Annotated in this window: 30 protein-coding genes and 1 pseudogene; 5 read left to right on the forward strand and 26 right to left on the reverse strand. The window is 70.0% G+C overall.

Going from position 1 to position 24,173, the window contains the following annotated elements:
- Positions 1-10 precede the first annotated feature (10 nt).
- Positions 11-1,072: an AI-2E family transporter gene (locus KVS71_RS15930; protein WP_217585006.1), complete on the forward strand. Its 1,062-nt coding sequence runs from the start codon at positions 11-13 to the stop codon at positions 1,070-1,072.
- A gap of 18 nt (positions 1,073-1,090) precedes the next feature.
- On the opposite strand, the gene KVS71_RS15935 is transcribed toward KVS71_RS15930, so the two are convergent.
- From KVS71_RS15935 to rpsB, 9 genes are all read right to left on the reverse strand, one after another.
- Positions 1,091-1,813, reverse strand: a complete 723-nt coding sequence (locus KVS71_RS15935; protein ID WP_060922798.1) for an alpha/beta hydrolase — start codon at positions 1,811-1,813, stop codon at positions 1,091-1,093.
- On the reverse strand, positions 1,810-2,097 hold the full coding sequence (locus KVS71_RS15940) for a hypothetical protein (RefSeq protein WP_082750107.1): 288 nt from the start codon (positions 2,095-2,097) through the stop codon (positions 1,810-1,812). Before KVS71_RS15940 ends, KVS71_RS15935 begins: the two co-directional genes overlap by 4 nt.
- A 9-nt stretch (positions 2,098-2,106) precedes the next feature.
- The gene (locus KVS71_RS15945) at positions 2,107-2,796 is read right to left on the reverse strand and encodes a transglycosylase SLT domain-containing protein (protein ID WP_254635855.1); all 690 of its coding nucleotides are present in this window, start codon (positions 2,794-2,796) and stop codon (positions 2,107-2,109) included.
- A gap of 67 nt (positions 2,797-2,863) precedes the next feature.
- Positions 2,864-3,445 (reverse strand): DivIVA domain-containing protein, encoded by a 582-nt coding sequence (locus KVS71_RS15950; RefSeq protein WP_060922799.1) that lies wholly within the window; start codon positions 3,443-3,445, stop codon positions 2,864-2,866.
- Between the two features lie 20 nt (positions 3,446-3,465).
- A complete protein-coding gene (locus KVS71_RS15955; RefSeq protein WP_199787703.1) occupies positions 3,466-4,611 on the reverse strand; it encodes a phosphatidate cytidylyltransferase in 1,146 nt (381 codons plus the stop codon).
- Positions 4,612-4,616: 5 nt separating this feature from the next.
- Positions 4,617-5,171 (reverse strand): ribosome recycling factor, encoded by a 555-nt coding sequence (frr, locus tag KVS71_RS15960; RefSeq protein WP_060922801.1) that lies wholly within the window; start codon positions 5,169-5,171, stop codon positions 4,617-4,619.
- Between the two features lie 67 nt (positions 5,172-5,238).
- On the reverse strand, positions 5,239-5,955 hold the full coding sequence (gene pyrH / locus KVS71_RS15965) for a UMP kinase (protein WP_060922802.1): 717 nt from the start codon (positions 5,953-5,955) through the stop codon (positions 5,239-5,241).
- Positions 5,956-6,046: 91 nt separating this feature from the next.
- Positions 6,047-6,874 carry a translation elongation factor Ts gene (tsf, locus tag KVS71_RS15970; RefSeq protein WP_060922803.1) on the reverse strand — a complete coding sequence of 276 codons (828 nt, stop codon included), beginning with the start codon at positions 6,872-6,874 and terminating at the stop codon, positions 6,047-6,049.
- A 41-nt stretch (positions 6,875-6,915) separates the two neighbouring features.
- Positions 6,916-7,857: a 30S ribosomal protein S2 gene (rpsB, locus tag KVS71_RS15975; RefSeq protein ID WP_025103356.1), complete on the reverse strand. Its 942-nt coding sequence runs from the start codon at positions 7,855-7,857 to the stop codon at positions 6,916-6,918.
- 361 nt (positions 7,858-8,218) lie between these two features.
- On the opposite strand from rpsB, the gene KVS71_RS15980 reads away from it, so the two are divergent.
- Positions 8,219-8,764 (forward strand): peptidoglycan DD-metalloendopeptidase family protein, encoded by a 546-nt coding sequence (locus tag KVS71_RS15980; protein ID WP_368874970.1) that lies wholly within the window; start codon positions 8,219-8,221, stop codon positions 8,762-8,764.
- A gap of 21 nt (positions 8,765-8,785) precedes the next feature.
- Here the strand turns inward: KVS71_RS15980 and KVS71_RS15985 are convergent, their stop codons facing one another.
- The 10 genes and pseudogenes from KVS71_RS15985 to KVS71_RS16025 form a co-directional block, all read right to left on the reverse strand.
- Positions 8,786-9,688, reverse strand: coding sequence for a tyrosine-type recombinase/integrase (locus KVS71_RS15985; RefSeq protein WP_217585008.1), 903 nt, complete (start codon positions 9,686-9,688; stop codon positions 8,786-8,788).
- Between the two features lie 56 nt (positions 9,689-9,744).
- Positions 9,745-10,236, reverse strand: a complete 492-nt coding sequence (locus KVS71_RS20045; RefSeq protein ID WP_368874971.1) for a DNA-processing protein DprA — start codon at positions 10,234-10,236, stop codon at positions 9,745-9,747.
- Between the two features lie 112 nt (positions 10,237-10,348).
- A pseudogene (locus KVS71_RS20050) lies at positions 10,349-10,936 on the reverse strand (DNA-processing protein DprA); the annotation flags it as partial.
- Entirely contained in the window at positions 10,933-12,462 is a 1,530-nt protein-coding gene (locus KVS71_RS15995; protein WP_217585009.1) for a YifB family Mg chelatase-like AAA ATPase, read from the reverse strand. The gene KVS71_RS15995 and the pseudogene KVS71_RS20050, both read right to left, overlap by 4 nt.
- On the reverse strand, positions 12,459-12,821 hold the full coding sequence (locus KVS71_RS16000) for a YraN family protein (protein ID WP_060922195.1): 363 nt from the start codon (positions 12,819-12,821) through the stop codon (positions 12,459-12,461). Before KVS71_RS16000 ends, KVS71_RS15995 begins: the two co-directional genes overlap by 4 nt.
- A gap of 111 nt (positions 12,822-12,932) precedes the next feature.
- Positions 12,933-13,259 carry a DUF2469 family protein gene (locus KVS71_RS16005; RefSeq protein ID WP_017204525.1) on the reverse strand — a complete coding sequence of 109 codons (327 nt, stop codon included), beginning with the start codon at positions 13,257-13,259 and terminating at the stop codon, positions 12,933-12,935.
- A 56-nt stretch (positions 13,260-13,315) separates the two neighbouring features.
- Positions 13,316-13,975: a ribonuclease HII gene (locus tag KVS71_RS16010; protein ID WP_105949775.1), complete on the reverse strand. Its 660-nt coding sequence runs from the start codon at positions 13,973-13,975 to the stop codon at positions 13,316-13,318.
- On the reverse strand, positions 13,972-14,697 hold the full coding sequence (gene lepB, locus KVS71_RS16015) for a signal peptidase I (RefSeq protein ID WP_060922197.1): 726 nt from the start codon (positions 14,695-14,697) through the stop codon (positions 13,972-13,974). The genes KVS71_RS16010 and lepB overlap by 4 nt, the downstream gene beginning before the upstream one ends.
- Positions 14,698-14,816: 119 nt before the next feature.
- On the reverse strand, positions 14,817-15,167 hold the full coding sequence (gene rplS / locus KVS71_RS16020) for a 50S ribosomal protein L19 (RefSeq protein WP_025103348.1): 351 nt from the start codon (positions 15,165-15,167) through the stop codon (positions 14,817-14,819).
- Positions 15,168-15,336: 169 nt separating this feature from the next.
- A complete protein-coding gene (locus KVS71_RS16025; protein WP_144881039.1) occupies positions 15,337-15,825 on the reverse strand; it encodes an MFS transporter permease in 489 nt (162 codons plus the stop codon).
- Between the two features lie 108 nt (positions 15,826-15,933).
- Between KVS71_RS16025 and map the strand changes: the two genes are divergently transcribed.
- A complete protein-coding gene (map, locus tag KVS71_RS16030) occupies positions 15,934-16,716 on the forward strand; it encodes a type I methionyl aminopeptidase (protein ID WP_060922199.1) in 783 nt (260 codons plus the stop codon).
- Here map and KVS71_RS16035 read toward each other — a convergent pair.
- From KVS71_RS16035 to rpsP, 6 genes are read right to left on the reverse strand one after another with little or no spacing between them, the layout of a single operon-like run.
- On the reverse strand, positions 16,679-17,161 hold the full coding sequence (locus KVS71_RS16035; protein WP_144881038.1) for a pyrimidine dimer DNA glycosylase/endonuclease V: 483 nt from the start codon (positions 17,159-17,161) through the stop codon (positions 16,679-16,681). The genes map and KVS71_RS16035 overlap by 38 nt on opposite strands.
- Entirely contained in the window at positions 17,158-17,892 is a 735-nt protein-coding gene (locus KVS71_RS16040; protein ID WP_217585010.1) for a class I SAM-dependent methyltransferase, read from the reverse strand. Before KVS71_RS16040 ends, KVS71_RS16035 begins: the two co-directional genes overlap by 4 nt.
- Positions 17,893-17,938: 46 nt before the next feature.
- The gene (gene trmD / locus KVS71_RS16045; RefSeq protein WP_217585011.1) at positions 17,939-18,643 is read right to left on the reverse strand and encodes a tRNA (guanosine(37)-N1)-methyltransferase TrmD; all 705 of its coding nucleotides are present in this window, start codon (positions 18,641-18,643) and stop codon (positions 17,939-17,941) included.
- 19 nt (positions 18,644-18,662) lie between these two features.
- A complete protein-coding gene (gene rimM / locus KVS71_RS16050; protein ID WP_105949769.1) occupies positions 18,663-19,262 on the reverse strand; it encodes a ribosome maturation factor RimM in 600 nt (199 codons plus the stop codon).
- A gap of 1 nt (position 19,263) precedes the next feature.
- Positions 19,264-19,494, reverse strand: a complete 231-nt coding sequence (locus tag KVS71_RS16055) for an RNA-binding protein (RefSeq protein ID WP_025103341.1) — start codon at positions 19,492-19,494, stop codon at positions 19,264-19,266.
- A 6-nt stretch (positions 19,495-19,500) separates the two neighbouring features.
- The gene (gene rpsP, locus KVS71_RS16060) at positions 19,501-19,938 is read right to left on the reverse strand and encodes a 30S ribosomal protein S16 (RefSeq protein ID WP_025103340.1); all 438 of its coding nucleotides are present in this window, start codon (positions 19,936-19,938) and stop codon (positions 19,501-19,503) included.
- A gap of 208 nt (positions 19,939-20,146) precedes the next feature.
- On the opposite strand from rpsP, the gene KVS71_RS16065 reads away from it, so the two are divergent.
- Positions 20,147-21,298 carry a glutamate--cysteine ligase gene (locus KVS71_RS16065; RefSeq protein ID WP_060922205.1) on the forward strand — a complete coding sequence of 384 codons (1,152 nt, stop codon included), beginning with the start codon at positions 20,147-20,149 and terminating at the stop codon, positions 21,296-21,298.
- A 12-nt stretch (positions 21,299-21,310) separates the two neighbouring features.
- On the opposite strand, the gene KVS71_RS16070 is transcribed toward KVS71_RS16065, so the two are convergent.
- Entirely contained in the window at positions 21,311-22,282 is a 972-nt protein-coding gene (locus KVS71_RS16070) for a sugar-binding transcriptional regulator (protein ID WP_060922206.1), read from the reverse strand.
- Positions 22,283-22,384: 102 nt separating this feature from the next.
- Between KVS71_RS16070 and KVS71_RS16075 the strand changes: the two genes are divergently transcribed.
- On the forward strand, positions 22,385-24,094 hold the full coding sequence (locus tag KVS71_RS16075; protein WP_217585012.1) for a glycerol-3-phosphate dehydrogenase/oxidase: 1,710 nt from the start codon (positions 22,385-22,387) through the stop codon (positions 24,092-24,094).
- The last annotated feature ends 79 nt before the right edge of the window (positions 24,095-24,173 follow it).

Below are 24,173 nucleotides of genomic sequence, written 5' to 3' on the forward strand. Positions count from 1 at the left end.
AGGAGTCCGCATGAAGATCCACAACCCGTTCCGCACCGCCCTCGTGGCGACACTGGGCGTGGGCCTCGGGATCGTCCTGATCAGCAGCGTGCAGACGCTGTCGACCGTGCTGCTGTACATCGGGACCGCGCTCTTCCTCAGCCTCGGACTCGATCCCCTGGTCACGTTCCTCGAGCGTCGACGCCTGCCCCGGTGGCTCGCGGTCCTCGTGACGATCGTCGCCGTGCTGGCCGTCTTCGTCGGGATCATCCTCATCGTGCTGCCGGTGCTGGTCGACCAGATCTCGCAGCTCATCGCCCAGATCACGGCGATCGTGCAACGCGGAACCGCGATCGAGGACCTGCGGAGTTGGATCCAGGAGACGTTCCCCAACCTCCTCGTCGACGACGTCTTCGCGTACGTGGAGGACTGGCTGACCACCAATCTCGCGGAGATCGGCGGGTCGATCGGTCAGGGCGTGCTGATCGCCAGCGGCGCCGTGCTCAGCGGTGTGTTCGGCGCGTTCATCGTCCTCATCCTGACCATCTATCTCACGGCCTCGACGCCCTCGCTCAAGCGCGCGGTGTACCAGCTCGTCCCGGCGTCCAAGCGGGATCGCTTCATCGATCTATCGGAGCAGATCACCGACTCGGTCGGCTACTACGTCATGGGCCAGGTCAGCCAGGGCGTGATCAACGGCGCTCTCAGCGCGATCTACCTCACGATCATCGACGCGCCGTTCCCCGCCGTTCTCGCGGTCGTCGCCTTCTTCTTCTCGCTCATCCCGCTGGTGGGCACCCTGACCGGCTCGACAATCATCGTCCTCGTCTGCCTCATCCCTGGCCTCGGCTCCCCCGGCACGGCTCTCGCGGCGGCGATCTACTACCTGATCTACATGCAGATCGAGGCGTACGTGATCTCGCCGCGCATCATGAGCCGCGCGGTCTCCGTGCCCGGCGCCGTCGTCGTGGTGGCCGCCCTCGCCGGAGGCAGCCTGCTGGGCCTGCTCGGGGCGCTCATCGCGATCCCGGTGGCCGCCAGCATCCTGATCCTCTACCGCCAGGTGCTCATCCCGCGTATGAACGAACGATGACCAGGGTCGCCCGCGGCGTCAGTCCTCGGTCGACCAGTGGGTCGGCAGCGGCAGAGCCGACGGATTGACCGCGGCGACGATCTCTGTGAGCACCCGGCGCGTCTGGGTCTCCCCCACCCACAGGTGCTTGCCTCCTTCGACCGCGATCAGCTGCGCCTGGGGGATCGTCGCGAAGCGCTCCCGCGCTTCCGCCGGGCGCAGGTAGTCGTCGAACTCGGGCACGAGGATGACCACGCGGTGGCCGGTCTTCCCCCAGGCGGCGACCTCCTCCGCCGTAGCGCGATGCAACGGCGGCGAGAGGAGGATGATGCCCTCGATGTCGTGGTCGGCACCGTACTTGAGGGCGAGTTCCGTCCCGAACGACCACCCGACGAGCCACGGGCGCGGCAGCGCGCGGTCACGGACGAAGTCCATGGCGGCTGCGACATCGAACTGCTCCGCAGCGCCGCCGTCGAACGTTCCCTCGCTGGTGCCGCGCGGCGATGTGGTGCCACGCGTGTTGAACCGCAGCACCGCGAGATCGGCCAGGGCGGGCAGCCGCGCGGACGCCTTCCGGATGATGTGCGAGTCCATGAAGCCGCCGGCGGTCGGCAGCGGGTGCAGCGTGACCAGGGTCGCGGCCGGCGCGTCGGCCTCCGGCATCGCGAGCTCGCCGACGAGCGTCAGGCCGTCCGCGGTGTGCAGCTCGATGTCCTCACGACGCGCCGGAAGCTCCAGCGGTCCCCGGATCTCGATGGTCATGCGATCCTCCAACAGTGGTTGTGCCAGTGTCTGCGGTCGGCGAGAGCCGCGGCGTCGCCGAGAACACCGTCCGCGCGCCAGGCGACGAGGTGGGCGGTACCGGGCTCGACGGACCGTCCGCAACCCGGGCAGACGTACGCCTTCTGCGCCTGGAGTGCGGAGACGGGCTGCACCGTCCACTCCACGCCTCGGCGGACCTCGGTGCGCTTCCAGCCGGCGAGGAGACGCTCGAAGGAGTCATCGCCCTCAGGGCGCGCGGAAGGACGTCGGCGTGAGCGGGGCATGGTGCCGGCTCACCACCAGTGGTTGGTGACCCAGAAGTTGTACGCGCCTGCCCAGCTGCCGTAGCGACCGGTGGCGTATCCGGTGGCCCAACGGAGGTTGTCCACCGGGTTGTAGCCGTTGCCCGGCACCTTGCTGCAGGGCAGCGCCTGGACGAGGCCACAGGCGCCGGAGGACGAGTTGGTCGCGTTGGGGTTCCAACCGCTCTCCCGCGAGACGATGTAGTCGACGTACTGCCAGTCGCTCTGCGCGATCCCGGCGGCTGCCATCCACTCCGCGGGAGCGCCGCCGCCGCTGTACGGCGGGAGCCCACCGCCGCCGGAGGATCCGCCCTCCGACTCGTCGGACGACGAGGACGTGGTCGCCGGGGCCGGCTTCGGCTTGGGCTTCGGCTTGGGCTTGACGTAGATGTCGAACGACCCGCGCTCGACGGGGGTGATCGCCGCTCCTTCCACCGTGACGGTGAGGTTCTGCGTGTCCGCCAGTGCTACCGCATACACGGAGTCCGGTGCGTCCGTGGCCATGGGCTGCGCCAGGGCGACACCGGTGGGCGCGACCATCGCGGCGGCGAATCCGACGACCGCGAGAGAGCTGAAGACCCCGACGACACCGCGGCGGCGAGACCAGCGGCGGGTGCCGCGGGTGGCCGACGCGGCCGTCGCTGCGGGTACCAGCAGGGCGTCGTTTCGATCGGGCATCATGTCGTTTCGGGAGTTCACGATGGAGGACAGTTTACGCATACCTGCCTGAAGAGGCCATCAGACGTGCTCAGCGGACCGCCAGGATCACGTCGATGGTGGCGTCCAGGAGCGCGTCGACCTGCTCTTCGCGGTAGCCGCCGCGCTGCATGCGGAACGCCGCGGACCGCAGCTGCTCGGCCGACAGCGCGTCGCCGTCCCGCAGGTAGCGGACGATGCGGGAGGTGACGTGATCGACCTCGTCGACGCGGTAGCCGAAGGTGAGGAATCCGGTGCGGGCGAACCGGTGCCGACGCGGACGCGCCAGGTGGTCCAGGATCACCTGCGCGTCGGCCCTCGCCTGCTCCACCCATGCGCCCGCTCCGAGGGAGCGCACGGCGCGCTCCCGCTCGCGCGCGGCGAAGGCATCCTCGACGCGTCCGAGGGCCGCGTCGACGTCCGCCACCACGTAGCCCTCCTTGACGAGCGGGAAGGAGACGGTGCGCACGTCCTCGGCCGTGAGGTCGTCCGCACCGCTCTCGAATGTCTGTCGCGCCGACGCGAGGAACCCGTCCACCGCGGCGCGGTGGTACCCCTTCGTGCGTCCGGTCGTGAGTGCGAACGCCGGCTTGGCCGTGCTCTGCACGGTGCCCTCGCGGCGGTCGTCGTCCATCACAGCACCACTGTCGTTCATCACAGCACCAACCAGGGAGAGAGGAGGAAGTACAGGCAGAGGGCGGGGATCGTCGACGGCAGGATGCTGTCCAGCCGGTCGAGGAGTCCTCCGTGCCCTGGAAGCCACGAGCTCATGTCCTTGATCCCGAGGTCGCGCTTCAACATCGACTCGCCGAGGTCCCCGAGCGTCGCGGACAGCAGGATCGCGGCGCCGAAGATCACGCCACCCCACCAGGGCAGATCGAGCAGGAAGATCGCGAGGAGCACGCCCGCCACGAGCGACGCGACCACGGCGCCGCCGAAGCCCTCCCAGGTCTTCTTGGGACTGATCCGCGGTGCCATCGGGTGCCGCCCGAAGGCGAGTCCAGCCGCATACGCACCGGTGTCCGCGGCGACCGCGATCGCGATGAAGCTGAGCACCCACCACTGCCCGCCCTCCTGCTCGAGCAGGATGAGGGCCACGCCGGCGAGGAACGGCACGTACACCTGCACGAAACCGCCGATCACGGCGTCGGTGAGCACATCTCCGTATGTGCGGCCGTCCTTCGCCACCATCTGAGCGAGCAGGCGCCAGACGATGACGAAGGCCACGGAGACGAACAGCATGACCCAGCTCAGCCACGGCTCGGCGAAGTACGCGGACAGGACAAGGAACGTCGCGGCGATCAGCTGCGGGACGACGTCGACACGACGGCCGGCCGCGCGCAGGGCGCGGGAGAGCTCGTACACGCCGAGGAGGGCCGCAGCCAACGCGAACGGCACGAACAGCGCCTTGATGAACAGCAGCGAACCGAGCAGTGCCGCGCCGAATGCGAGTCCGATGAGGATCGCGAGGATCAGATCGCGACCGGTGCGCTGCTTGATGCGCTCGTTCGCCTGGTCGAGCTGATCGCGCGCATGGGAGACATGCGTGCCGAACTCGTCGCGCGCCTGACGCCACTGCTCGCGGATCGCGTTGTGGTCGGCGGTGTCGAGGCGGTCGGCGGTGACAGGAGCCGCCCCCGGCGGCGCCGGGAGCGGTGGCCGGGGTGGCACCCGATCCGCGTCGAACGCCGGGAAGGCGGCGTCGCCGAGCGGCACGCCGCCGTCAGGACCGGCCTCCGGCCGCTCCTCCCGGCGCGTCACCGGAGTGCCCTCCTCAGCGCCGCGCGATTCATCGGACATACGAGCTACACCTCGAGGAGTTCGGCCTCTTTGCGCTTGAGCGCGTCGTCGATGAGATCGACGTGCTGACGGGTCAGCGCGTCCAGCTCCTTCTCGCCGCGGGCGATCTCGTCCTCACCGAGCTCGCTCTTCAGGCCGTCCAGCTCGTCCTTCGCCTTCCGGCGGATGCCGCGGACGTGGACCTTGGCGTCCTCGGCCTTGGACTTCACGAGCTTCACGTACTCCTTGCGCCGCTCGGCGGTGAGCTCGGGCATCGTGACCCGCACGAGGTTGCCGTCGTTCGTGGGGTTCGCCCCGAGGTTCGGCATGTCGCGGATGGCCTGCTCGATCGCCTTGAGCGCGGACTTGTCGTACGGCGTGATGATGAGCGTGCGTGCTTCCTGGTTCGCGAGCGAGGCGAGCTGCGCGAGCGGGGTCGGCGTGCCGTAGTAGTCGACCAGCACCTTCTGGAAGAGCTGCGGGTTCGCACGACCGGTGCGCACCGTGGAGAAGTCCTCCTTGGCAGCCTCGACGGCCCGGGACATGCGGGTGGTGGTTTCAGCGAGGACGTCCGCGATCACGGTGGCTCCTATCGTCGGGGTGTTCTGGAAATTCTATCGGGAGCGGGCTCCCGTCCCGTGCAGGCGCTCAGGCGGTGACGAGCGTGCCGATGGGCTCGCCCAGGAGCGCGCGGGTGACGTTGCCCGCCGGCTCCATGCCGAAGACGCGCATGTCCATGTTGTTGTCCATGCACAGGCTGAACGCCGTCGAGTCGACGACCTTGAGGCCCTGCTGCAGAGCATCGCGATAGGTCACGCGATCGATGCGCTCCGCGTCGGCGTGCTTGTTCGGGTCGGCGGTGTAGATCGCGTCGACGCCGTTCTTGGCCACGAGGACCTCCTGCGCGCCGATCTCCAGTGCGCGCTGCGCGGCGACCGTGTCGGTGGAGAAGTACGGCAGGCCCGCGCCGGCGCCGAAGATGACGACGCGGCCCTTCTCCATGTGCCGCTCCGCCCGACGCGGGATGTAGGGCTCGGCGACCTGGGTCATCGAGATCGCGGACTGCACACGCGTCGCGGCACCCGCCTGCTCGAGGAAGTCCTGCAGAGCCAGGGCGTTCATCACGGTGCCGAGCATGCCCATGTAGTCGGCGCGCCCGCGATCCATACCTCGCTGGCTGAGCTCGGCCCCACGGAAGAAGTTGCCTCCGCCGACGACGACCGCCACTTCGACCCGGTCGACCGCGGCGGCGATCTCCCGCGCCATCTGGCTGACCACGTCGGGGTTGACGCCGAGCTGCCCGGCGCCGAACGCCTCTCCGGAGAGCTTGAGGAGGACGCGACGGCGTCCGGTGCGTTCAGTCATAGGGGGGTGTCCTCTCGTCCCGATTCAAGATAGTGCCTGGTGGGCATGAAGAAGGGGTTCGGATCGAGCGATCCGAACCCCTTCGACAGTGCTACGCGCCGACCTTGAAGCGCGCGAAGTCCGTCACGGTGATACCGGCGTCCTTCGCCACCTGGGCGACAGAGAGCTTGTTGTCCTTGGCGTAGTCCTGCTCCAGCAGGGCGACCTGCTTGATGAACGCGGAGACGCGGCCTTCGACGATCTTGGGCAGAGCGGCCTCGGGCTTGCCCTCGTTGCGGGAGATCTCGGTGACGATCTCGCGCTCCTTCTCGACCGCATCCGCCGGCACGTCCTCGCGGGACAGGTACGACGGGTTCGCGAACGAGATGTGCTGGGCGATGCTGCGCGCGGTCTCGGCGTCGTCACCCGTGTAGGCGACGACGACACCGATCTGCGGCGGCAGGTCCTTGCTCGTGCGGTGGAGGTAGACCTCGACGCTGTCACCGGAGACGGTGCGCACGCGACGGAGCTCGACCTTCTCACCGATGATGGCGGCCTCTTCCGAGATGAGCTGCTCGACGGTCTTGTCGCCCGCCGGAGCGGCGAGGGCGGCCTCGACCGAGTCGGCCTTCACGGCGGCGACGGCGTCGGCGACCTTGTCGGCCAGCGCGATGAAGCGCTCGTTCTTCGCGACGAAGTCGGTCTCGCAGGCGAGCTCGACGAGCGTCACGGCGCCGTCCTGCTCACGAGCGACGACGAGGCCCTCGCTGGTCGAACGGTCGGCGCGCTTGGCGTTGCCCTTCGCACCCTTCAGACGCAGGATCTCGGTGGCCTTCTCGACGTCGCCGTCAGCCTCCTCGAGCGCCTTCTTGGTGTCGACCATTCCCGTGCCGAGCTGCTCACGCAGCGCCTTGAGGTCGGCGATGGTGAAGTTGGCCATGTGTGGTGGCTCCTTGCTTCGTTGTGTGGGTGTACGAGGGATTACTTGGCGTCTGCGGCCTCGGCGGCGGCGACCTCGGCGGTCTCCTCACCGGAAGCGGCGGCGATCGCCTCGTCGTGCGCCTGGGCACCGGCCTCGTCGGCGGCGGTGGCGTCAGCGGCCGGGGTCTCGACGACAGCGGCCTCGTCGTCCGCGGTCACGACCTCGGCGGCGTCAGCGGACTCCTGCACGGGAGCCTCGAGAAGCTCCTTCTCCCACTCGGCCAGCGGCTCCGCGTCGCCCGACTCCGGGTTGTGCTTCTGCTGCAGGCCCTCGGCGGCGGCGTCGGCGATGATGCGCGTCAGCAGCGACACCGAACGGATGGCGTCGTCGTTGCCGGGGATCGGGTACTGGAAGTCGTCCGGGTCGGCGTTGGTGTCGAGGATGCCGATCACCGGGATGCCCAGCTTCTTGGCCTCGTCGATGGCGAGGTGCTCACGCTTGGCGTCGACGACCCAGAGGGCGGACGGCGTCTTGGTGAGGTTGCGGATACCACCGAGCGACTTGTGGAGCTTGTCCAGCTCGCGCTTCTTGAGCAGCAGCTCCTTCTTCGTGAAGCCGGAAGCGGAGGGGTTCTCGTAGTCGAGCTCCTCGAGCTCCTTCATGCGGGCGAGACGCTTCGCGATGGTGGAGAAGTTGGTGAGGAGGCCGCCGAGCCAACGCTGGTTCACGTAGGGCTGGCCGACACGCGTGGCCTGCTCCGCGAGGATCTCCTGCGCCTGCTTCTTGGTGCCGACGAAGAGGATCGTGCCGCCGTGCGCCACGGTCTCCTTGACGAAGTCGTAGGCCTTGTCGATGTAGCCGAGCGACTGCTGGAGGTCGATGATGTGGATGCCGCTGCGCTCCGTGAGGATGAAGCGCTTCACCTTCGGGTTCCACCGACGGGTCTGGTGTCCGAAGTGCACGCCGCTGTCGAGCAGCTGGCGGATGGTGACCACAGCCATGGTCGTCTCCTGATTCTGGCGCGGGGCGCCGTTGAGGTTGTCATGCCGACCGGACGGTCGGACATCCTGGTGCCCGGCTCACCCCCACCCGTTCGGAAACGGGACCTGCGGGAGTGGATGCCACGACAGAGTCGCTCTGGGCACGCGTAGTCACCCCGAGATCGAGGTGCTCGTCCAGCATACAGGATCATGCGGCGCCAGCTCGTCCTCCACAGCGGCGCGATGCTCGGCCTTCTCCCCTGCCGCCGGCCCCGGCGGAGAGCGGCCGCTCCGCCGGCCCGCACCGGTCACGCACACTCGCGTGATGACTCCTCCGTCCCCTCCTCGCCCTCGCTCTCGCCCGCACCCCTCTCTCCTCCGGGTGCTGATCGCCACAGTCCTCGCCGCTGTCGCACTCCTGTGTGGCGGTGCTCCGTTCCCGTCTCCGCCCGCCGCCCGAGCGGCGCCGGCGGCACACGGCCTCGCGCCCGTGCCCGACGAGTTCGTCTCCGACACCCCCTGGCAGTGGCCCGTCGACGGGACGCGCCGCGTGAGCGTCGCCTACCGCGCGCCAGCGCACGCCTACGGCCCCGGACACCGCGGCGTGGACGTCGCTGCGGCTGCGGGCGGCACCGTCGTCGCCCCGGCGGAGGGGATCGTCGCGTTCCAGGGCGTCGTCGTCGATCGTCCGCTGCTCACGATCCGACACGCGGATGGCCTCGTGAGCACGTTCGAGCCCGTGGAGTCGCCCCTGCGCGCGGGAGACCCGGTCCGCCGAGGCCAGGACATCGGCCGTGTCGCCACGGGTGGTCACACTCCACCCGACTCACTGCACGTCGGCGTGCGACGCGACGGCGAGTACATCAACCCGATGCTCCTGTTCGGCGGCCTCCTGCGGGCGCGGCTCCTGCCCTGCTGCGACGGATGATCCGAGGGGCGGGCTCCGCGCTCAGGCCCGCGGGTGCGCGAGGCGATACGTCGCCGTCAGCCGCTCCGCCGACACGTGCGTGTAGATCTGCGTGGTCCCCAGGCTTGCGTGCCCGAGGATCTCCTGCACGGCACGGAGATCCGCACCACCGTCCAGCAGATGGGTCGCCGCCGTGTGACGGAGGGCGTGCGGCCCGACGGTCTCCGCGCCGACGACGGGTGCGAGCGCACGGGCGACGACCTCGTAGACCGTCCGCGGACCGACGCGCCCACCGCGACTGCCGAGGAAGACGGCGGGCGAGGCGGCCCCGGCCCGTGCGAGGAGAGCTGGTCGAGCGCGACGCAGGTAGGCGGTGAGCGCACCCCGCGCCGGAGCGCCGAACGGGACGACGCGCTCTTTGTCGCCCTTGCCCCGCACGCGGGCCGTCCCCCGATCGAGATCCAGGTCGTCGATGTCGAGGCCGCAGAGTTCGGAGACGCGGACCGCCGCACCGTAGAGGAATTCCAGCACCGCTTGGTCGCGGAGGGCCGCGGGATCGCCCGAGGCCGCCGCCTGCCGATGTCGCTCCAACAGCTCCGACATCGCGTCCTTCGATGCCACCGTCGGCAGCGTCTTCGCGCGCTTCGGTGCCACGAGCCGCAGGCTGGGGTCGACAGGGACGAGGTCCTGCTCGCGCGCCCACCCGAAGAACGCTCGCGCCGTGGCCGCGCGTCGGGCCAGCGTCGCACGGGCGTCACCCCGCTGAGTCGCCTGCCACAGCCATTCGCGCAGCATCTCCAGGTCGATACGGCTCACCGGGCCACCCCCCACGCTCGTCCCGAGGTCCCGCAGATCGGAACGGTACGCCTTCACGGTCGCCGGAGAGAGCCGACGCACCTTTTCGAGGTGGTCGGCGAACGCCTCGACAGCGACCGCGAAGTCCATATCCCCAGCCTGCCGCTCCCCCGCCTTCAGAGCGACGCGCCCCGCCGGGACCCTGCCTACGATGTGCGTGCCGCGCCCACGCCACGCCAGCCGTCGCCGTCGCGTCGCGCGAGCCCGTCGAGATCGAGCAGGCCGAGCACGGCGCGGGTCCGGTCGACGGTGAGATCGGCGCGCTGGGCGAGCTCCGCCTCCGTGCGAGCGGCTCGCGTGCTGAGCGCACGGAGGAGCACGACCCGCGCGTCGTCCGTCGCATCGAGTCCTCGTTGCGACCGCGCGCCGGCCGGGAGCAGCTCGGCCACCTCCGCCGCGGAGGTGACGCACACCGCGTCGTACTCGCGCAGCAGCCGGTGACAGCCGGCCGACGAGGCGGACGTCACGGGACCGGGCACCGCGCCGAGCGGCCTTCCGAGCGTTGCCGCATGCCCCGCCGTGTTGAGGGAGCCGCTGCGCCAGCCCGCCTCCACGACCACGGTGGCCTGCCCCAGCGCCGCGATCAGCCGGTTGCGCGCGAGGAAGCGCCACCGCGTCGGGGCCGTCCCGCACGGCACCTCGCTGACGACGGCTCCGTCGACCGCGATGCGGGACAGAAGGTTCCGGTGACCGGCGGGGTACGGGCGGTCGACGCCCCCCGGCGAGGACCGCGATCGTCCCCCCGCCGACGGTCAATGCGGCGCGGTGCGCTGCGCCGTCGATGCCGTACGCACCGCCGGACACGACCGCCGTCTCCCCGACAGCCAGGTCTCCGGCGATGTCGGCGGCGACACGCTCCCCGTAGGCGGTGGCCGCCCTGGCTCCCACGATCGCAACGCGCACCGCGCTCGACAGGAGGTCGCTGCGCCCGCGCACCCACAGCACCATCGGCGCCTCCGCATCGAGATCATCGACGGACAGCGGCCAGTCGGGGTCTCCGGGGAGCAGCAGCTTCGCACCTGCCTTCCGTGCGCCACGGATGGCGCCGATCACCGCCGCCGGATCGGCGCGCTGCCGCCACCGGGCGCGCGCATCGTCGAGGGCCCGTCGTGCCCCCACGGCTCGGACCACCGGCCACGGCCGTCCCGCCCCGTCCAACGCGAAGCGCAGCCCGTCGGCCGGCCCGAACTCGCGCACGAGGGTCGCGGCGACGGCGTCCCCGGGGTCGGCGATGACGGACCAGGCGACCCGCGCCAGCGCCTCCGTCACCTCGTCTGTTCCGCGCACGCCCCGCGCCGCGTCGAGAGCGTCCTGTTGAGAGAGGAGTCCGTCGATCATCGTGCCACCCCCGTCCGCAGGAGCAGCGCCCGCCCGACCTCGTCCGTGCCGGGACGGTCGCGTCCGGCCAGATCGGCCATGGTCCACGCCACCCGGAGGACGCGGTCGTAACCGCGGAGCGTCAACGCCCCGCGTTCCAAGGCGCGATCGAGCCCCGCCCGCACGTCCGACGGGAGACGGTAGCCGCCATGCCGGAGCACAGTGCCGGGGATCTCCGCATTCCGACGCCACGGTGTGCCGCGCCAGCGCCGCTCGGCTCGTGCGCGGGCCGCGCCGACGCGATCCCGGGCCTCGGCGGTCGTCGCTCCGGAGCGCTCCCCCGCGATCGAACGGGAGGCTGCGACGCGCGTGACCGGCAGATCGATGTCGAGACGATCGCGCAACGGCCCGGAGAGCCGCGTGGCATAGCGTCGCAGCGCCTGAGGCGGGCAGATGCAGTCGCCATCACGGACGCCGCGGTTGCCGCAGGGACACGGATTCATCGCCAAGAGCAGCTGGAACCGCGCCGGGAATCGCACCACGAAGCCCGAGCGATGCACATCGACGAATCCCGTCTCGAGCGGCTGACGGAGCGCGTCCAGGGCCACCCGCGGGAACTCCGCTGCCTCGTCCAGGAAGAGGACGCCCCGATGCGCCCGGGCGACCGCGCCGGGGCGCGCCGTCCGCGAACCGCCTCCCACCATCGCCGCCACCGAGGCGCTGTGGTGCGGGGTCACGAGCGGAGGCTGGTGGTCGAGACCGGTCACGGCCTCGCCGCAGAGCGAGCGGACCGAAGCCACCTCGATCGCCTCCTGCTCGGTCAGCGGCGGCATGATGCCCGGCAGGCGCCCCGCGAGCATGGTCTTCCCTGCTCCCGGCGGACCGCTCAGGAGCATGTTGTGGCCGCCGGCGGCCGCGACGATGAGCGCCTCGACGGCTTCCTCCTGCCCGAGGACGTCGCTCAGGTCGCGCTCGTCCGCCTTCTCCTCCGGCGGCTGCGGCCCCGGAACCGGCTCGACATCGGGCACCTCGACGTCCGCGCCGTGCCAGGCGGCGACCTCCGCGAGTGAGGCGGCGGCCCGCACCTCCACGCCCGCGACGAGAACCGCCTCGGCCGCATTGCCGTGCGGCACGATCACGCGGTCGAAGCCGGCACGAGCGGCGGCGAAGACGGCCGGCAGCACACCCGACACGGGACGCAGCCTCCCGTCCAGCCCGAGTTCCCCCAGGTGCACGGTCTGCCGGACAGCGCGACGGGCGATCACGTCGCCCGCGGCGAGGCAGGCCACCGCGATCGCCAGGTCGAAGGCAGCCCCGTGCTTCGGCAGACTCGCGGGAGAGAGGTTGACGGTCAGCCGTCGCCGCGGCAACGGGAGGCCGGAGTTCCCGCAGGCGTTGTGCACGCGCTGCACGGCCTCGCCCAGGGACTTGTCCGGGAGGCCGATGATGCGGAACTCCGGCGTCTGCGCCGAGAGGTCGGCCTCGACCTCGACGACATGCCCCTCGGCCCCGGTGAGCGCCACGGACCAGGTTCGCGCCGTGCTCATGCGATGTCCTCGAGGTGCTCGATCGAGGCCGTCGCCACGGACGCGCCGATGATGCCGACCGCTTCCACCCGGAGGGCCCGTCCGCGCGCCAGCTCGGGGTGTGCCGCACGCCAGGCGTAGGCGAGACGCCACAGCCGGCGCCGCTTGCGGTCATCGATCGCATCGAACGGGTGCCCGAACGCCGCTGACCGCCGTGTCTTGACCTCGACCACCGCGACATGGGGGCCGATGATCGCGACGATGTCCAGCTCCCCCTGGGGACACCGCCAGTTGCGGTCGACGATCCGATACCCGCGCTTCGTCAGATAGTCCGCTGCCTGCTGCTCCCCGGCTCGCCCGAGGTCGTCTTTCGCTGCCATCCCGACAGAATGGACGTCAGCACCCCGTCACCGCCGTGGTCCCGCGCGAACAGTCCAGAGGCTGTGGAAACGACGAAGAATGTCACCGCTGTGCAGAAACGGCGCGCCGCGTCACTCTCCGTCGAGGGAGAGCTCCTGCGGCAGTTCGAACTCGCGGCGCTGGAGCTCCTCGACGTTCACGTCCTTGAACGTGAGCACCCGGACGGCCTTCACGAAGCGGTCAGCCCGGTAGATGTCCCACACCCACACGTCGCTCATGGAGATCTCGAAGTAGAAGTCGTGCTCGGTGTCCCGCCGCACGACGTTGACCTCGTTGGCCAGGTAGAAGCGACGCTCGGTCTCCACGACGTACTGGAACTGAGAGACGACGTCGCGGTACTCGCGGAACAGCGCGAGCTCGAGCTCGCGGTCGTAGTCGTCGAAGGCTTCCTCATCCATGATGAGTCCATCCTATGGTCGTCCGGCGCCGGTCGCGGCATCCCGGGCGCGGCCGCTCAGAACAGCGTCGGCGCGTCGGCGATCGCCCACGAGGACCGGTGGAACGGGGAGAGCCCGAACGAGCGGATGGCCTCCCGGTGCTCCGGGCTCGCGTACCCCTTGTTGCGATCCCACTGGTAGTCGCGGTGACCCTCGTGCAGCTCCGCCATGTGACCGTCTCTCGCGACCTTCGCGATCACCGACGCCGCGGACACCGAGGCGCAGTCGCGATCCGCCTTGATGACGGGCCGCACCCGCAGGGGCACGGGATGCACTCGCGAGACGTAGTCGTGATTGCCGTCGAGCAGGACCAGGGCGTTCTCCACCGTCGCGCCCTGTGCGACCACCGCCTCCACGGCCCGCGAGGCGGCGAGGCCCAGGGCCCGCATGATCCCGACCTCGTCGACCTCCGCCGCGGTCGCCCAGCCGACGGCGGAGGCCTGCACCCAGGCGGCGGCGCGGGTGGCCACGTCCGGGCGCCGGCGCTCGGGCACCAGCTTCGAGTCGCGCAGGCCCTCCGGAACCCGACGGCGGGCGCCTTTGGCGTCCATCACGGCTGCTCCGACGGCCACAGGTCCCGCCAATGCGCCGCGACCGACCTCATCGAGGGCGATGATGAGGTCGCACTCCCCCAGGAGCTTCCGCTCCAGGGTCAGTCGAGGCGTGATGACGGTCATTCGGGATCCGGGACCCCGTTGAAGATCTCGTGATGGCCGTCGATCGGTCCGAATCGGTCGAGCGGCCACGTCGTCAGGAACGCCTTGCCCACGATGTTCGAGACGGGGACGAATCCGCCGCTGGGCAGCTCCTGGTGTGCGCGGGCGTCGCGGGAGCGGTCGCGGTTGTCGCCGAGGAGCCACACGGAGTCTTCCGGCACGACGACGTCGAACGGCTCGTTGGAAGCCGCGGTGTCCCCTTCGGGAAGGTTCAGGTAGCTCAGCTCATCGATCGGGGCCCCATTGATGGTGATCTGCCCCAACGCGTTGCAGCACACCACGTGATCGCCTTCGACCCCGATCACCCGCTTGACGAGATGGTCCTGCGTGTCGGTGGCCGAGATGCCCACGAAAGTCAGCACCCAGTCGACGGCCTTGACCAGCGGCGGCTGTGCCGGGGTCTGCGGCATCGGGTCGAGCCAGCCCCCCGGGTCCTTGAAGACGACGATGTCGCCGCGCTCATAGCCGGTCCAGCGCGGCGTCAGCTCGTCGACGAGGATGCGGTCGTCGATCAGCAGCGTCCGCTCCATGGAGGCCGACGGGATGTAGAACGAGCGCACGACGAACGTCTTGATGACGAAGGACACCAGCGCGGCGATGACGACGATGACCAGCACGTCGCGGAGGAAGACCAGGAACCCGCGCCGCCGTCGTGTCGGGCGTGCGGACGGAGAGTCAGTCATCTGGTTCCTTCTCGAAGAGTGCACCGTGAGCGCACGGCAGTAACAAGGTTCGCACACCGGGGACAGAACGAAAGCACCCCGGGACATCGTGTCCCGGGGTGCTGTGAAGAAGCTTCGCGTCAGTTGTTGACGCGCTTCTCCTTGATCTTCGCCTTCTTGCCGCGAAGCTCGCGCAGGTAGTAGAGCTTGGCGCGACGCACGTCACCGCGGGTGACGACCTCGATGTGGTCGATCACCGGGGAGTGCACGGGGAAGGTACGCTCGACACCCACCTGGAAGCTGATCTTCCGGACGGTGAAGGTCTCGCGGACGCTGTCACCCTGGCGGCCGATGACGACGCCCTGGAAGACCTGGATACGGGAGCGGTTGCCCTCGGTGATGTTGACGTGCACCTTGACGGTGTCACCGGGGAAGAACTCGGGGATGTCGGAACGGAGCGAAGCCGCGTCGACGGCGTCGAGGATCTGCATGATCGTCTCTCTCTGCACTCGCCTCAGGTCGGATGCACGGATTAGGAAGGAACAAGAATGGGAGTGTGCCGAACGGCGCTGACGCGTCCGCGGGCTCCCCTGGGGCAGAGCCGGTCACGGCACAAACAACCATTCTGCCACGGATGACAGGCCCGACCAAAACGACAGGTCAGAGCCGGTCGTCGGTCTCCCGCACCACGATCACCTCGTGCACACTCGTCTGCGGGCTCTCGGTGCGCGGCGGCGTCATCGTCGACCAGGAGATGGTTTCGCGGATTCGCGTCCCGCTCCCCCGCGCCTCGTTCCAGAGCTGCCACAGCTGCAGCCACACCAGGGCGATGCCCACGACGATTGCGGCCGCGAGGAGCCAGCCGAAGGCCCCCTCGATGAAGAAGCCGACTGCGATCGTGAGCGCGTGCCAGAGACCGAACCCGGCGACGTCCCACCACGAGACGGCGCGCTCGGCGCGGACCGACGGGCGGGAGCGCGTCAGCAGCGTGAGCAGGAGCTGTCCCACGAAGACCGAGGGCATCGCGATGAGCAGCACCCAGAGGATCGACCAGCCGCCCTGGAAGACGGCCCAGCCGATGAGAAGCCACAGCGGCAGGAGGAACGCCGACGGCAGCAGCCAGCGGAAGAAGGCCTGTCGGATCCACATGCTCCGATGCTACGGCGACCGCGCCGGCGCGTCACGGGTGTTCGCTGAGAGCGGCAGGCGCCGGGCACCTGTGCGATCAGGGAGAATGGAGACGACGAGAGGACACTGATGATCGAACTGCGCACCCCTGCCGAGATCGATGAGATGCGCGCGGCAGGCCGGTTCGTCGCCGAGACCCTGGCGACCCTGCGCGACGAGACGAAGGTCGGCACCAACCTCCTGGCGATCGATCGCCGGGCCCATGACATGATCCGCAAGGCCGGCGCCGAGTCCTGCTACATCGACTACCACCCCTCCTTCGGGGCCAGCCCCTTCGGCAAGGTCATCTGCACCTCGGTGAACGACGCCGTGCTGCACGGCCTCCCGCACGACTACGCGCTCCGGGACGGAGACCTCGTCACCCTGGACTTCGCCGTCTCGGTCGACGGCTGGGTCGCCGACTCCGCGGTCTCCTTCGTCGTGGGTACACCGCGGGACGAGGACCTCCGTCTCATCGACACCACGGAGCGCGCGCTGGCCGCCGCGATCGAGACCTCGGTGGTCGGCAAGCGCATCGGCGACATCTCCGCCGCGATCGCCGACATCGCGCACGGCGAGGGCTACTCCATCAACACCGACTTCGGCGGTCACGGCGTGGGCCGCACGATGCACGGCGACCCTCATGTGGCGAACGACGGCCGCGCAGGACGCGGCTTCCCGCTCCGTGCCGGCCTCGTGCTCGCGCTGGAGCCCTGGTTCCTCGCGACGACGGACGAGCTGATCACCGACCCCGACGGGTGGACGCTGCGCAGCGCGGACGGCTCCCGCGGCGCGCACTCCGAGCACACCATCGCCATCACCGAGGACGGTCCGATCATCCTGACGGATCGCTCGTTCCTCGGCGTCGACTGACTCCGGCCGCGGGGTCGGCGCGCTCCCAGGGCGCGACCGGCCCGGGAACGACGACGAACAGCTGGTGCGCCCTCGGGAGCTCCACAGCCCCGTGTCGGGTGAGCACCTCCGGACTGCGCTCGGCGAGCTTCGCCCGCAGATGCTCCCACTCCCGCGCGAGCTGACCCGTGGTGACCGGGATCGGCGGTATCGCCGACTCAATCCGCCGGATCCGCGTGCGGTCGAAACGATAGCCGCGTGCGTCCGCCTCGTCGGCGACACCTGCCAGGTACGCGCCCACCGCGGCCACCGGATCGGCCACCGCCCGGAAGCGCTCGAGCTGCGGATGCCGCTGATACCCCTTCGTGGCGTCGGCGAGCACCGCCTGGGCGAGGAGCGTCTCCCGCCAGCAGGCGACGAGCCCCTGACGGTCGAGGTACTCGGGGTGCAGCGACCAGATCCTCATGCGCGGCGGTAACGGAACACGTCGGTGAGGTGCGGCAGCTCGAACTCCGCCTTCCCCCGCGTCTCGTCCGCACCGTCCAGCACTGCCTCCAGGGCCGCCACCATCGCCGCGCGCTCCGCATCGTCCGCCACGAGGAAGCTGCTCACCGTGCCCCACCGTCGGAGGTAGTCCTCGCGGGTGATCCGCTCCGTCCAGCGCACCTCCTCGTGGACCTCCAGGACGAAGCCGGGGAGATCCGCGGCCGACGCGGAGGTGTCGTCGTCCGCGCCGACCGCGGGATGCGCCACCCGGTGGCACGCGAGGTCCCAGGGACAGGCGGGGTCGGCACGATTCCACAGCAGCCCGAGCGTGCCGTGAGGCACGAGCGCGCGAGCGATCTCGGCCGCCGCCGCGTCCCGATCGAACCAGTGGAACGCCTGCGCGACGCTGACGGCATCGATGGAGCCGTCCGGCACGGGGATGCTCTCCGCGGTCCCCGGCCGCGCGTCGACCGTCGGCAGCGTCCGCGCGAGCACGGCGAGCATCGGCGCAGACGGCTCGACCGCGATCACCCGCCTCGCCCGCGCGACGAGCAGCCCCGTGAACTTCCCGGTGCCGGCGCCGAGATCGAGCGCCGAGGCGACCCGGTCCGGAACGACGATGTCGGCCGCACGCTCCGGGAACCCCGGCCGGTAGCGGTCGTACTCCTCGCCGATGCTCTCGAACGATCGCGCGCGTGTCACATCCACCATGTATCGACGCTAACAGCACTCGTCGCGGCGGATGGTCGCGGCCCGGTCAGCCGTCGGTCGGTGCGTCCGGGAGCAGGTCAGGGCGCCGCAGGCGGGTGCGGACGAGCTGCTGCTCGCGACGCCATGCCGCGATCGCACCGTGGTTGCCGCTGAGAAGCACATCGGGGACCGCGCGCTCCCGCCACACCGACGGCTTGGTGTACGACGGGTACTCGAGGAGGCCGTCCTCGTGCGACTCCTCGACCAGGCTCTCCGGATTGCCGACGACGCCCGGGATCAGGCGGCCGATGGCCTCGATCATCGCCATCGTCGCCACCTCGCCGCCGTTGAGGACGTAGTCGCCGAGGCTCAGCAACCGCACCTCGCCCCGCTCGGCGGCGTACTCGAAGACGCGCTCGTCGATGCCCTCGTAGCGCCCACAGCCGAACACGAGGTGGTCGCGCCCCGCGAGTTCCCGCGCGGTCGCCTGGGTGAAGACCTCCCCCGCCGGCGACGGGAAGATGATGGTCGGCGCCGGGGCGGCGTCCGCCGTGAGTTCATCGAGAGCGAGGCCCCACGGCTCCGGCTTCATGACCATGCCGGCTCCCCCGCCGTAGGGGGTGTCGTCGACGGTGCGATGGCGGTCGTGCGTCCAGTCGCGGAGATCGTGCACCTGGAGGTCGAGCCGACCCGAGCCGCGCGCCTTGCCGAGCAGGGAGAGCGTCAGTCCGTCGAAGTACGAGGGGAAGATGGAGACGACGTCGATGCGCACGGGGGAACCGTATCAGCGGTCACTCGGCGGTGTCGGAGGGAGCGGTCTCGTCCTCCGACTCGGGAAGCTCCTCGAAGAGCCCGGCCGGCGGGGTGACGATGATGCGGCCGGCGGTGACCTCGACGGCGGGGACGATGGCCTCGACGAACGGGACCATCACCTCGTCCGTGCTGCCGGTCGCCGTGGGCTTGACGATCAGGAGGTCCTGCGCGGGCAGGTGCTCGACCCGGACCACGCGGCCGATGACCACCTCGTCGCGGACGACGTCCAGACCGACGAGCTGGTGGTCGAACCAGGCGTTGTCCTCGGTCTCGTCCTCGTCCTGGTCCATCCAGAGGATGGCGCGGACGAGGCTCTCGGCGGCGTTCCGGTCGTCCACGTCCTCGAAGAAGACGACGGGGTTCCCGTTCATCACGCGGTACTCGCGGACGACGATCTCCTTGCCGTGCCACGGAGATGCCTCGGGCACCTGCAACGTGAACGCGGCCCCGGGGACGAAGCGCCGCTCCGGGTTGTCGGTGTAGAGCTCGAGCTTCAGGGCGCCCTTGAGCCCGTGGGCCTTGACCAGGCGCCCGACGCGCAGCTGGTTACGGCCCTGGGTGCGGTCCTGCGACACCACGTCAGTCGTCCGCGACGTCGACGCGGACGCGGCGCCCGTCGGCGAGGGCGCTCACGAGAGTGCGCAGGGCCTTGGCCGTGCGGCCGCCGCGCCCGATCACGCGTCCACGGTCATCGGGGTGCACACGCACCTCGAGCAGGTCGCCGCGAGGCGACGAGGATTCGTGGATGCGCACATCTTCGGGGTGATCGACGATCCCCTTGACGATGTGTTCGAGTGCGGCGGCGAGCACGATGGATTACTCGGCGTCGGCGGCGGGAGCCTCAGCGGCCTCCGCGTCGGCGTCAGCGGCGGGGGCCTCCGCAGCGGGGGCCTCCTCCTTCTTCTCCGCCTTGGGCTTGATGACCGACTTCTTCGAGGCGTCGGCCTCGAACGCGGCCTTCTCGCCGGCGACCTTGAGGGTGGACTTCGCGTCCTTGTCGCCCTTGAAGGTGCCCCAGTCGCCGGTGATCTTGAGGATGGCGGTGACCTGCTCGGTCGGCTGCGCGCCGACGGAGAGCCAGTACTGCGCACGCTCGGAGTCGACCTCGATGAACGAGGGCTCCTCGGTGGGGTGGTACTTGCCGATCTCCTCGATCACACGACCGTCGCGCTTGGTGCGCGAGTCGGCGACGACGATGCGGTAGTACGGCGCGCGGATCTTGCCCATGCGCTTGAGACGAATCTTGACAGCCACGATTCTCCTGAATGGTGTGGAAGGAAACGAACCGGTCGCCTGGAGCGTGGGGTGCACACCCGGCGGAAGCTCAAATGAGGAGGACGAGCGCTGGATAGAGGGTCGAGCACGTCGTCCGACCCTCTATTCTGCCAGATGCGTGCGCCGCGTGCGAAACCCGGCGACACGGCGTTGCGGAGCAGGCCCGGCCCCGTGTCAGACTGTCCCCGTGCAGCTCGACTTCGCCGCTTCGGCCCGCTCCACCGTCGGTCTCGAGTGGGAGATCATGCTCGCCGATCCAGAGACCGGTGATCTCGTCGGTCGCGCGCCGGAGCTCCTCGCCGCGCTGGAGGCGGAGAGCGAAGACGAACGCCACACCGTCACCGGCGAGCTCCTCACCAACACCATCGAGGTGACCAGCGGGATCGGCGACTCCGTGGCCCACGCCGTCGACGACATCGCGAACGCGATCGCGGCGGTGCGGTCGGCCACCGACCCGGCAGGGATCGAGCTGCTCTCCGCCGGAAGCCACCCGTTCGCCCAGTGGTACGACCAGTCGGTGACCGACAAGACCCGCTACCACAGCCTGATCGAGCGCACCCAGTGGTGGGGGCGCAACATGATGATCTGGGGCATCCACGTGCACGTGGGCGTCGACGAGCAGCGCAAGGTCTTCCCCATCATCAACGCGCTGTCGGCCTATCTCCCCCACCTGCAGGCGCTGTCGGCGTCCAGCCCGTTCTGGGCCGGGGAACGCACGGGGTACGCCTCCAATCGCGCTCTCGTCTTCCAGCAGCTGCCCACGGCGGGTCTGCCCTGGCCGCTGCGCGACTGGTCGGAGTTCGAGCGCTACCTGGACGACATGGTCCGCACCGGAGTCATGGCCGACGCCACGGAGGTGCGGTGGGATATCCGTCCCGCTCCGCGCTGGGGCACGATCGAGGTCCGGGCGTGCGACGGCCTGTCCACGCTCTCCGAGATGGCCGCCGTGGCCGCGCTCGTGCAGGTCCTCGTCGAGCACTTCTCCCGGCTCCTGGACGAAGGGGCCGCCCTGCCCGACCTCCCCGCGTGGTTCCACCGCGAGAACAAGTGGCGCGCGGCCCGATACGGCCTGGACGCCCGGGTCATCGTCGACACGATCGGCACGCAGCGGCCCGTGCGCGAGCACCTGACCGAGAAGATCGAGGAACTGACCCCGGTCGCCGTCGAGCTCGGGTGCGTGCGCGAGTTCGGCAGCATCGCGACGATCCTCGACGGCGGCGCGAGCTACGCCCGTCAGCTCGCGGTGGCGGACGCCACGGACGGCGACCTCCGGGCCGTGGTCCAGCATCTGATCCGCGAGTTCCGGACCGGACCGCAGTCCTCGATCGAAGGCGAGTGACGCGAACGCCGCTCAGTCCTCGACGAGCCGGCGCGCGAGCCCCTCGTCCAGGACCACGTCGGTGATGAGCTCCGCGGCGATAGCCGCGCGCAGGCTCGCGAGCTTGGGCACGCCGGAGACGACGCACACTCGTCGTGGCACGCGGCGCAGCCGGTCGAGTCCCGGGCCGGTCGCCCGCGCATTGAGACGGATGTCGCGCCAGGAGCCGTCGGCGCGGAAGAAGACCGTCGCCACGTCGCCGATCGCGTGGTCCTCCCGCAGACTGCGGTAGTCCTCCCGACCGAGGTAGCCGCCGACGTAGACCCGGCTGGGCACCTCCGCCGCCGGGGAGCCGAGACTGAACACGGCGATGTCCATCTTCGCCTGCAGGTCGAGGACACGCCGGGTGCTGCGCTCGCGCCACATCGCCTCGCGGGTGGCGGGGTCGTCGAAGAACGCGGGGACCGGGAACTGCTGTACCTGCGCCCCGAAGGCGCTGCCGAAGCGCTGCAGGATGTCACTGGAGTACTCCACACCGCTGGTCTGGGTGTTCCCGGCGCCGTTGAGCTGCACGAATGTCGTGTTGTGCGTCTCCTTCTGGGTGAGACCGCGGCTGACCGCACTGATCGTCGACCCCCATGCGACGCCGACGATCATGTTCGAGTCCACGAACTGGGACAGCAGCCGCCCGGCGGTCAGCGCCACCCGCTCCAGGCGCTCGACCTCGCTGACGATCTCGGCCATCGGAACCACGTGCGCGACGACGCGATGGCGATCCCTGATGCGCTGCTCGAGCATCCCGAGGCGTTCCAGAGGCGAGTTGATCCGGATGTCGACGAGGCCGCTCTCGCGCGCGAAGCTGAGCAGCCGTGACACGGACGATCGCGATGTTCCGAGCTCCTGCGCGATGACCTCCATGGTCTTGTCCTGCATGTAGTAGAGCTGGGCAGCCTTGAGCGCGGCGATCAGCTTCCCGTCGCGCGAAGGCGCTCCGGATTCCGCCATGATGACCTCCTCTCCCTCGATCCTTGCACATATGTGCAGCCAGCTTGCGCGCGGCGTCACAGAGGTCGATGCTGGTGGCAAGCAAGGAAGAGAGGGTCGACGATGATCGATTCCACCCACACGTCCCCGGAGCGGGACGCGGTCCGCGCGCTCCGTGAATCCGGGCGCACCAGTGTCCTCGTGATCGGCGGCGGCATCAACGGCATCTCGACGTTCCGCGATCTGGCGCTGCAGGGCGTCGACGTCGTCCTCGTCGAGCGCGGCGACTTCGCCTCCGGTGCCTCCGCGGCGTCGAGCCACATGATCCACGGCGGCATCCGCTACCTGGAGAACGGCGAGTTCCGTCTCGTCCGGGAGTCGGTGGAGGAGCGCAACGGTCTGCTCAAGATCGCTCCGCACTACGTCAAGCCGCTGCAGACCACGATCCCGATCTACTCGACGTTCTCGGGCATCCTCTCCGCTCCCCTCCGCTTCCTCACGCACAAGAGCGGGAAGCCGAAGGAGCGCGGCGCCTTCCTCATCAAGGTCGGTCTCACCATCTACGACACGTTCTCGCGCGACGGTGGCACCGTGCCCCGGCACCGCTTCCTCGGCCGCAAGAAGTCGCTGGCCGAGCTGCCGTCGATGGACCCGAAGATCAAGTACACCGCGACGTACTACGACGCGTCGATGCACGACCCCGAGCGCCTCGCGCTCGACGTGCTGCAGGACGGCCGCGCGAGCCACCCCGGCGCCGTGGCGCTGAACTACGTCGAGGCGATCGGCCGCGACGGCGAGCAGATCACCCTCCGCGACCGGGAGAGCGGCACCGAGTTCACCGTGACCGCGGACGTCGTCGTGAACGCCTCCGGCCCGTGGACCGACCTCACGAACGACGCCCTCGGCGCCGACACCCACTTCATGGGCGGCACCAAGGGCTCGCACATCGTGCTCGACCACCCCGAGCTGCTGGAGGCCACGCGGGGACGCGAGATCTTCTTCGAGCACTCCGACGGTCGCATCGTGCTGATCTACCCGCTCAAGGGGCGCGTCCTCGTGGGCACGACGGACATCGACGCCGACCCGCGCGAGGTGCCGGTGTGCACGGAGGAGGAGATCGACTACTTCTTCGACCTCATCCACCACGTGTTCCCGTCGATCTCGGTGACCCGCGAGCAGATCGTCTACAACTTCTCCGGCATCCGTCCGCTCCCCCGGCACGAGGACACCGCTCCCGGCTTCGTCTCGCGCGACTACCGCGTCGAGGTCGACCGCCAGGGCGCTGTTCCGCTGGTGAGCCTCGTGGGCGGGAAGTGGACCACGTTCCGCGCTCTGGGCGAATCGCTCTCCGACACCGTCCTCGGACTCCTCGGGCGCACGCGCACCGTCTCCACGGCAGGCCGCGCGATCGGCGGCGGCCGCGAGTTCCCGCGTACCGAGAAGGCCAAGCGGATCTGGATCCAGGAGAACCTCGCCGGCGCCGGCACCCGGGCCGACCAGCTCCTCGCGCGCTACGGCACCCGGGCGGCGGCCGTGTGGGCGTACGTCGAGCAGGGGGACGACGTGCCCCTCGCCGGCGGCGACCTGTCGACCCGCGAGCTGGAGTGGATGGTGAACGAGGAGATGGTCACCCGTCTCGAGGACGTCATCCTCCGCCGCACGAGCATCGCCTTCACGGGCGGCGCCCGAGCGGAGGTGCTCGACGAGATCGCCGACGCCCTGGCTCCGCTCCTCGGCTGGGACCGCGAGCGTCACGACGCCGAGGTGGAGCAGACGCGCGTGCTGCTCAACGAGCGACACGGACTCCACATCCCGTCCCGCGCCCGCGGCTGACGGGGCCCGACCACCGCGCCCTCCTCGCGGTGCTACCCCATAAGGGGTCGGGGCAGAGGGGCCCCGACCCGCAAGAAAG

The sequence above is a fragment of the Microbacterium sp. GbtcB4 genome, assembly GCF_019091465.1.
In the GTDB taxonomy this organism is placed as follows: domain Bacteria; phylum Actinomycetota; class Actinomycetes; order Actinomycetales; family Microbacteriaceae; genus Microbacterium; species Microbacterium paraoxydans.

Bases quoted from the DNA above. Each gene is read 5' to 3' on its own strand.
- KVS71_RS15930 (WP_217585006.1), top strand. From the start codon at position 11: ATGAAGATCCACAACCCGTTCCGCACCGCCCTCGTGGCGACACTGGGC.
- map (WP_060922199.1), top strand. From the start codon at position 15,934: ATGATCGAACTGCGCACCCCTGCCGAGATCGATGAGATGCGCGCGGCA.
- KVS71_RS15935 (WP_060922798.1), bottom strand. From the start codon at position 1,813: ATGACCATCGAGATCCGGGGACCGCTGGAGCTTCCGGCGCGTCGTGAG.
- rplS (WP_025103348.1), bottom strand. From the start codon at position 15,167: ATGCAGATCCTCGACGCCGTCGACGCGGCTTCGCTCCGTTCCGACATC.
- tsf (WP_060922803.1), bottom strand. From the start codon at position 6,874: ATGGCCAACTTCACCATCGCCGACCTCAAGGCGCTGCGTGAGCAGCTC.
- KVS71_RS16000 (WP_060922195.1), bottom strand. From the start codon at position 12,821: ATGGCAGCGAAAGACGACCTCGGGCGAGCCGGGGAGCAGCAGGCAGCG.
- KVS71_RS16025 (WP_144881039.1), bottom strand. From the start codon at position 15,825: ATGTGGATCCGACAGGCCTTCTTCCGCTGGCTGCTGCCGTCGGCGTTC.
- lepB (WP_060922197.1), bottom strand. From the start codon at position 14,697: ATGACTGACTCTCCGTCCGCACGCCCGACACGACGGCGGCGCGGGTTC.
- KVS71_RS16040 (WP_217585010.1), bottom strand. From the start codon at position 17,892: ATGGTGGATGTGACACGCGCGCGATCGTTCGAGAGCATCGGCGAGGAG.
- KVS71_RS16070 (WP_060922206.1), bottom strand. From the start codon at position 22,282: ATGGCGGAATCCGGAGCGCCTTCGCGCGACGGGAAGCTGATCGCCGCG.
- KVS71_RS15940 (WP_082750107.1), bottom strand. From the start codon at position 2,097: ATGCCCCGCTCACGCCGACGTCCTTCCGCGCGCCCTGAGGGCGATGAC.
- pyrH (WP_060922802.1), bottom strand. From the start codon at position 5,955: ATGACTGAACGCACCGGACGCCGTCGCGTCCTCCTCAAGCTCTCCGGA.
- rpsB (WP_025103356.1), bottom strand. From the start codon at position 7,857: ATGGCTGTGGTCACCATCCGCCAGCTGCTCGACAGCGGCGTGCACTTC.
- KVS71_RS16035 (WP_144881038.1), bottom strand. From the start codon at position 17,161: ATGAGGATCTGGTCGCTGCACCCCGAGTACCTCGACCGTCAGGGGCTC.
- KVS71_RS15950 (WP_060922799.1), bottom strand. From the start codon at position 3,445: ATGGACGACGACCGCCGCGAGGGCACCGTGCAGAGCACGGCCAAGCCG.
- KVS71_RS15995 (WP_217585009.1), bottom strand. From the start codon at position 12,462: ATGAGCACGGCGCGAACCTGGTCCGTGGCGCTCACCGGGGCCGAGGGG.
- KVS71_RS16010 (WP_105949775.1), bottom strand. From the start codon at position 13,975: ATGACCGTCATCACGCCTCGACTGACCCTGGAGCGGAAGCTCCTGGGG.
- KVS71_RS16075 (WP_217585012.1), top strand. From the start codon at position 22,385: ATGATCGATTCCACCCACACGTCCCCGGAGCGGGACGCGGTCCGCGCG.
- KVS71_RS15985 (WP_217585008.1), bottom strand. From the start codon at position 9,688: ATGGACTTCGCGGTCGCTGTCGAGGCGTTCGCCGACCACCTCGAAAAG.
- KVS71_RS15955 (WP_199787703.1), bottom strand. From the start codon at position 4,611: ATGTCCGATGAATCGCGCGGCGCTGAGGAGGGCACTCCGGTGACGCGC.
- KVS71_RS16005 (WP_017204525.1), bottom strand. From the start codon at position 13,259: ATGGATGAGGAAGCCTTCGACGACTACGACCGCGAGCTCGAGCTCGCG.
- KVS71_RS15945 (WP_254635855.1), bottom strand. From the start codon at position 2,796: ATGATGCCCGATCGAAACGACGCCCTGCTGGTACCCGCAGCGACGGCC.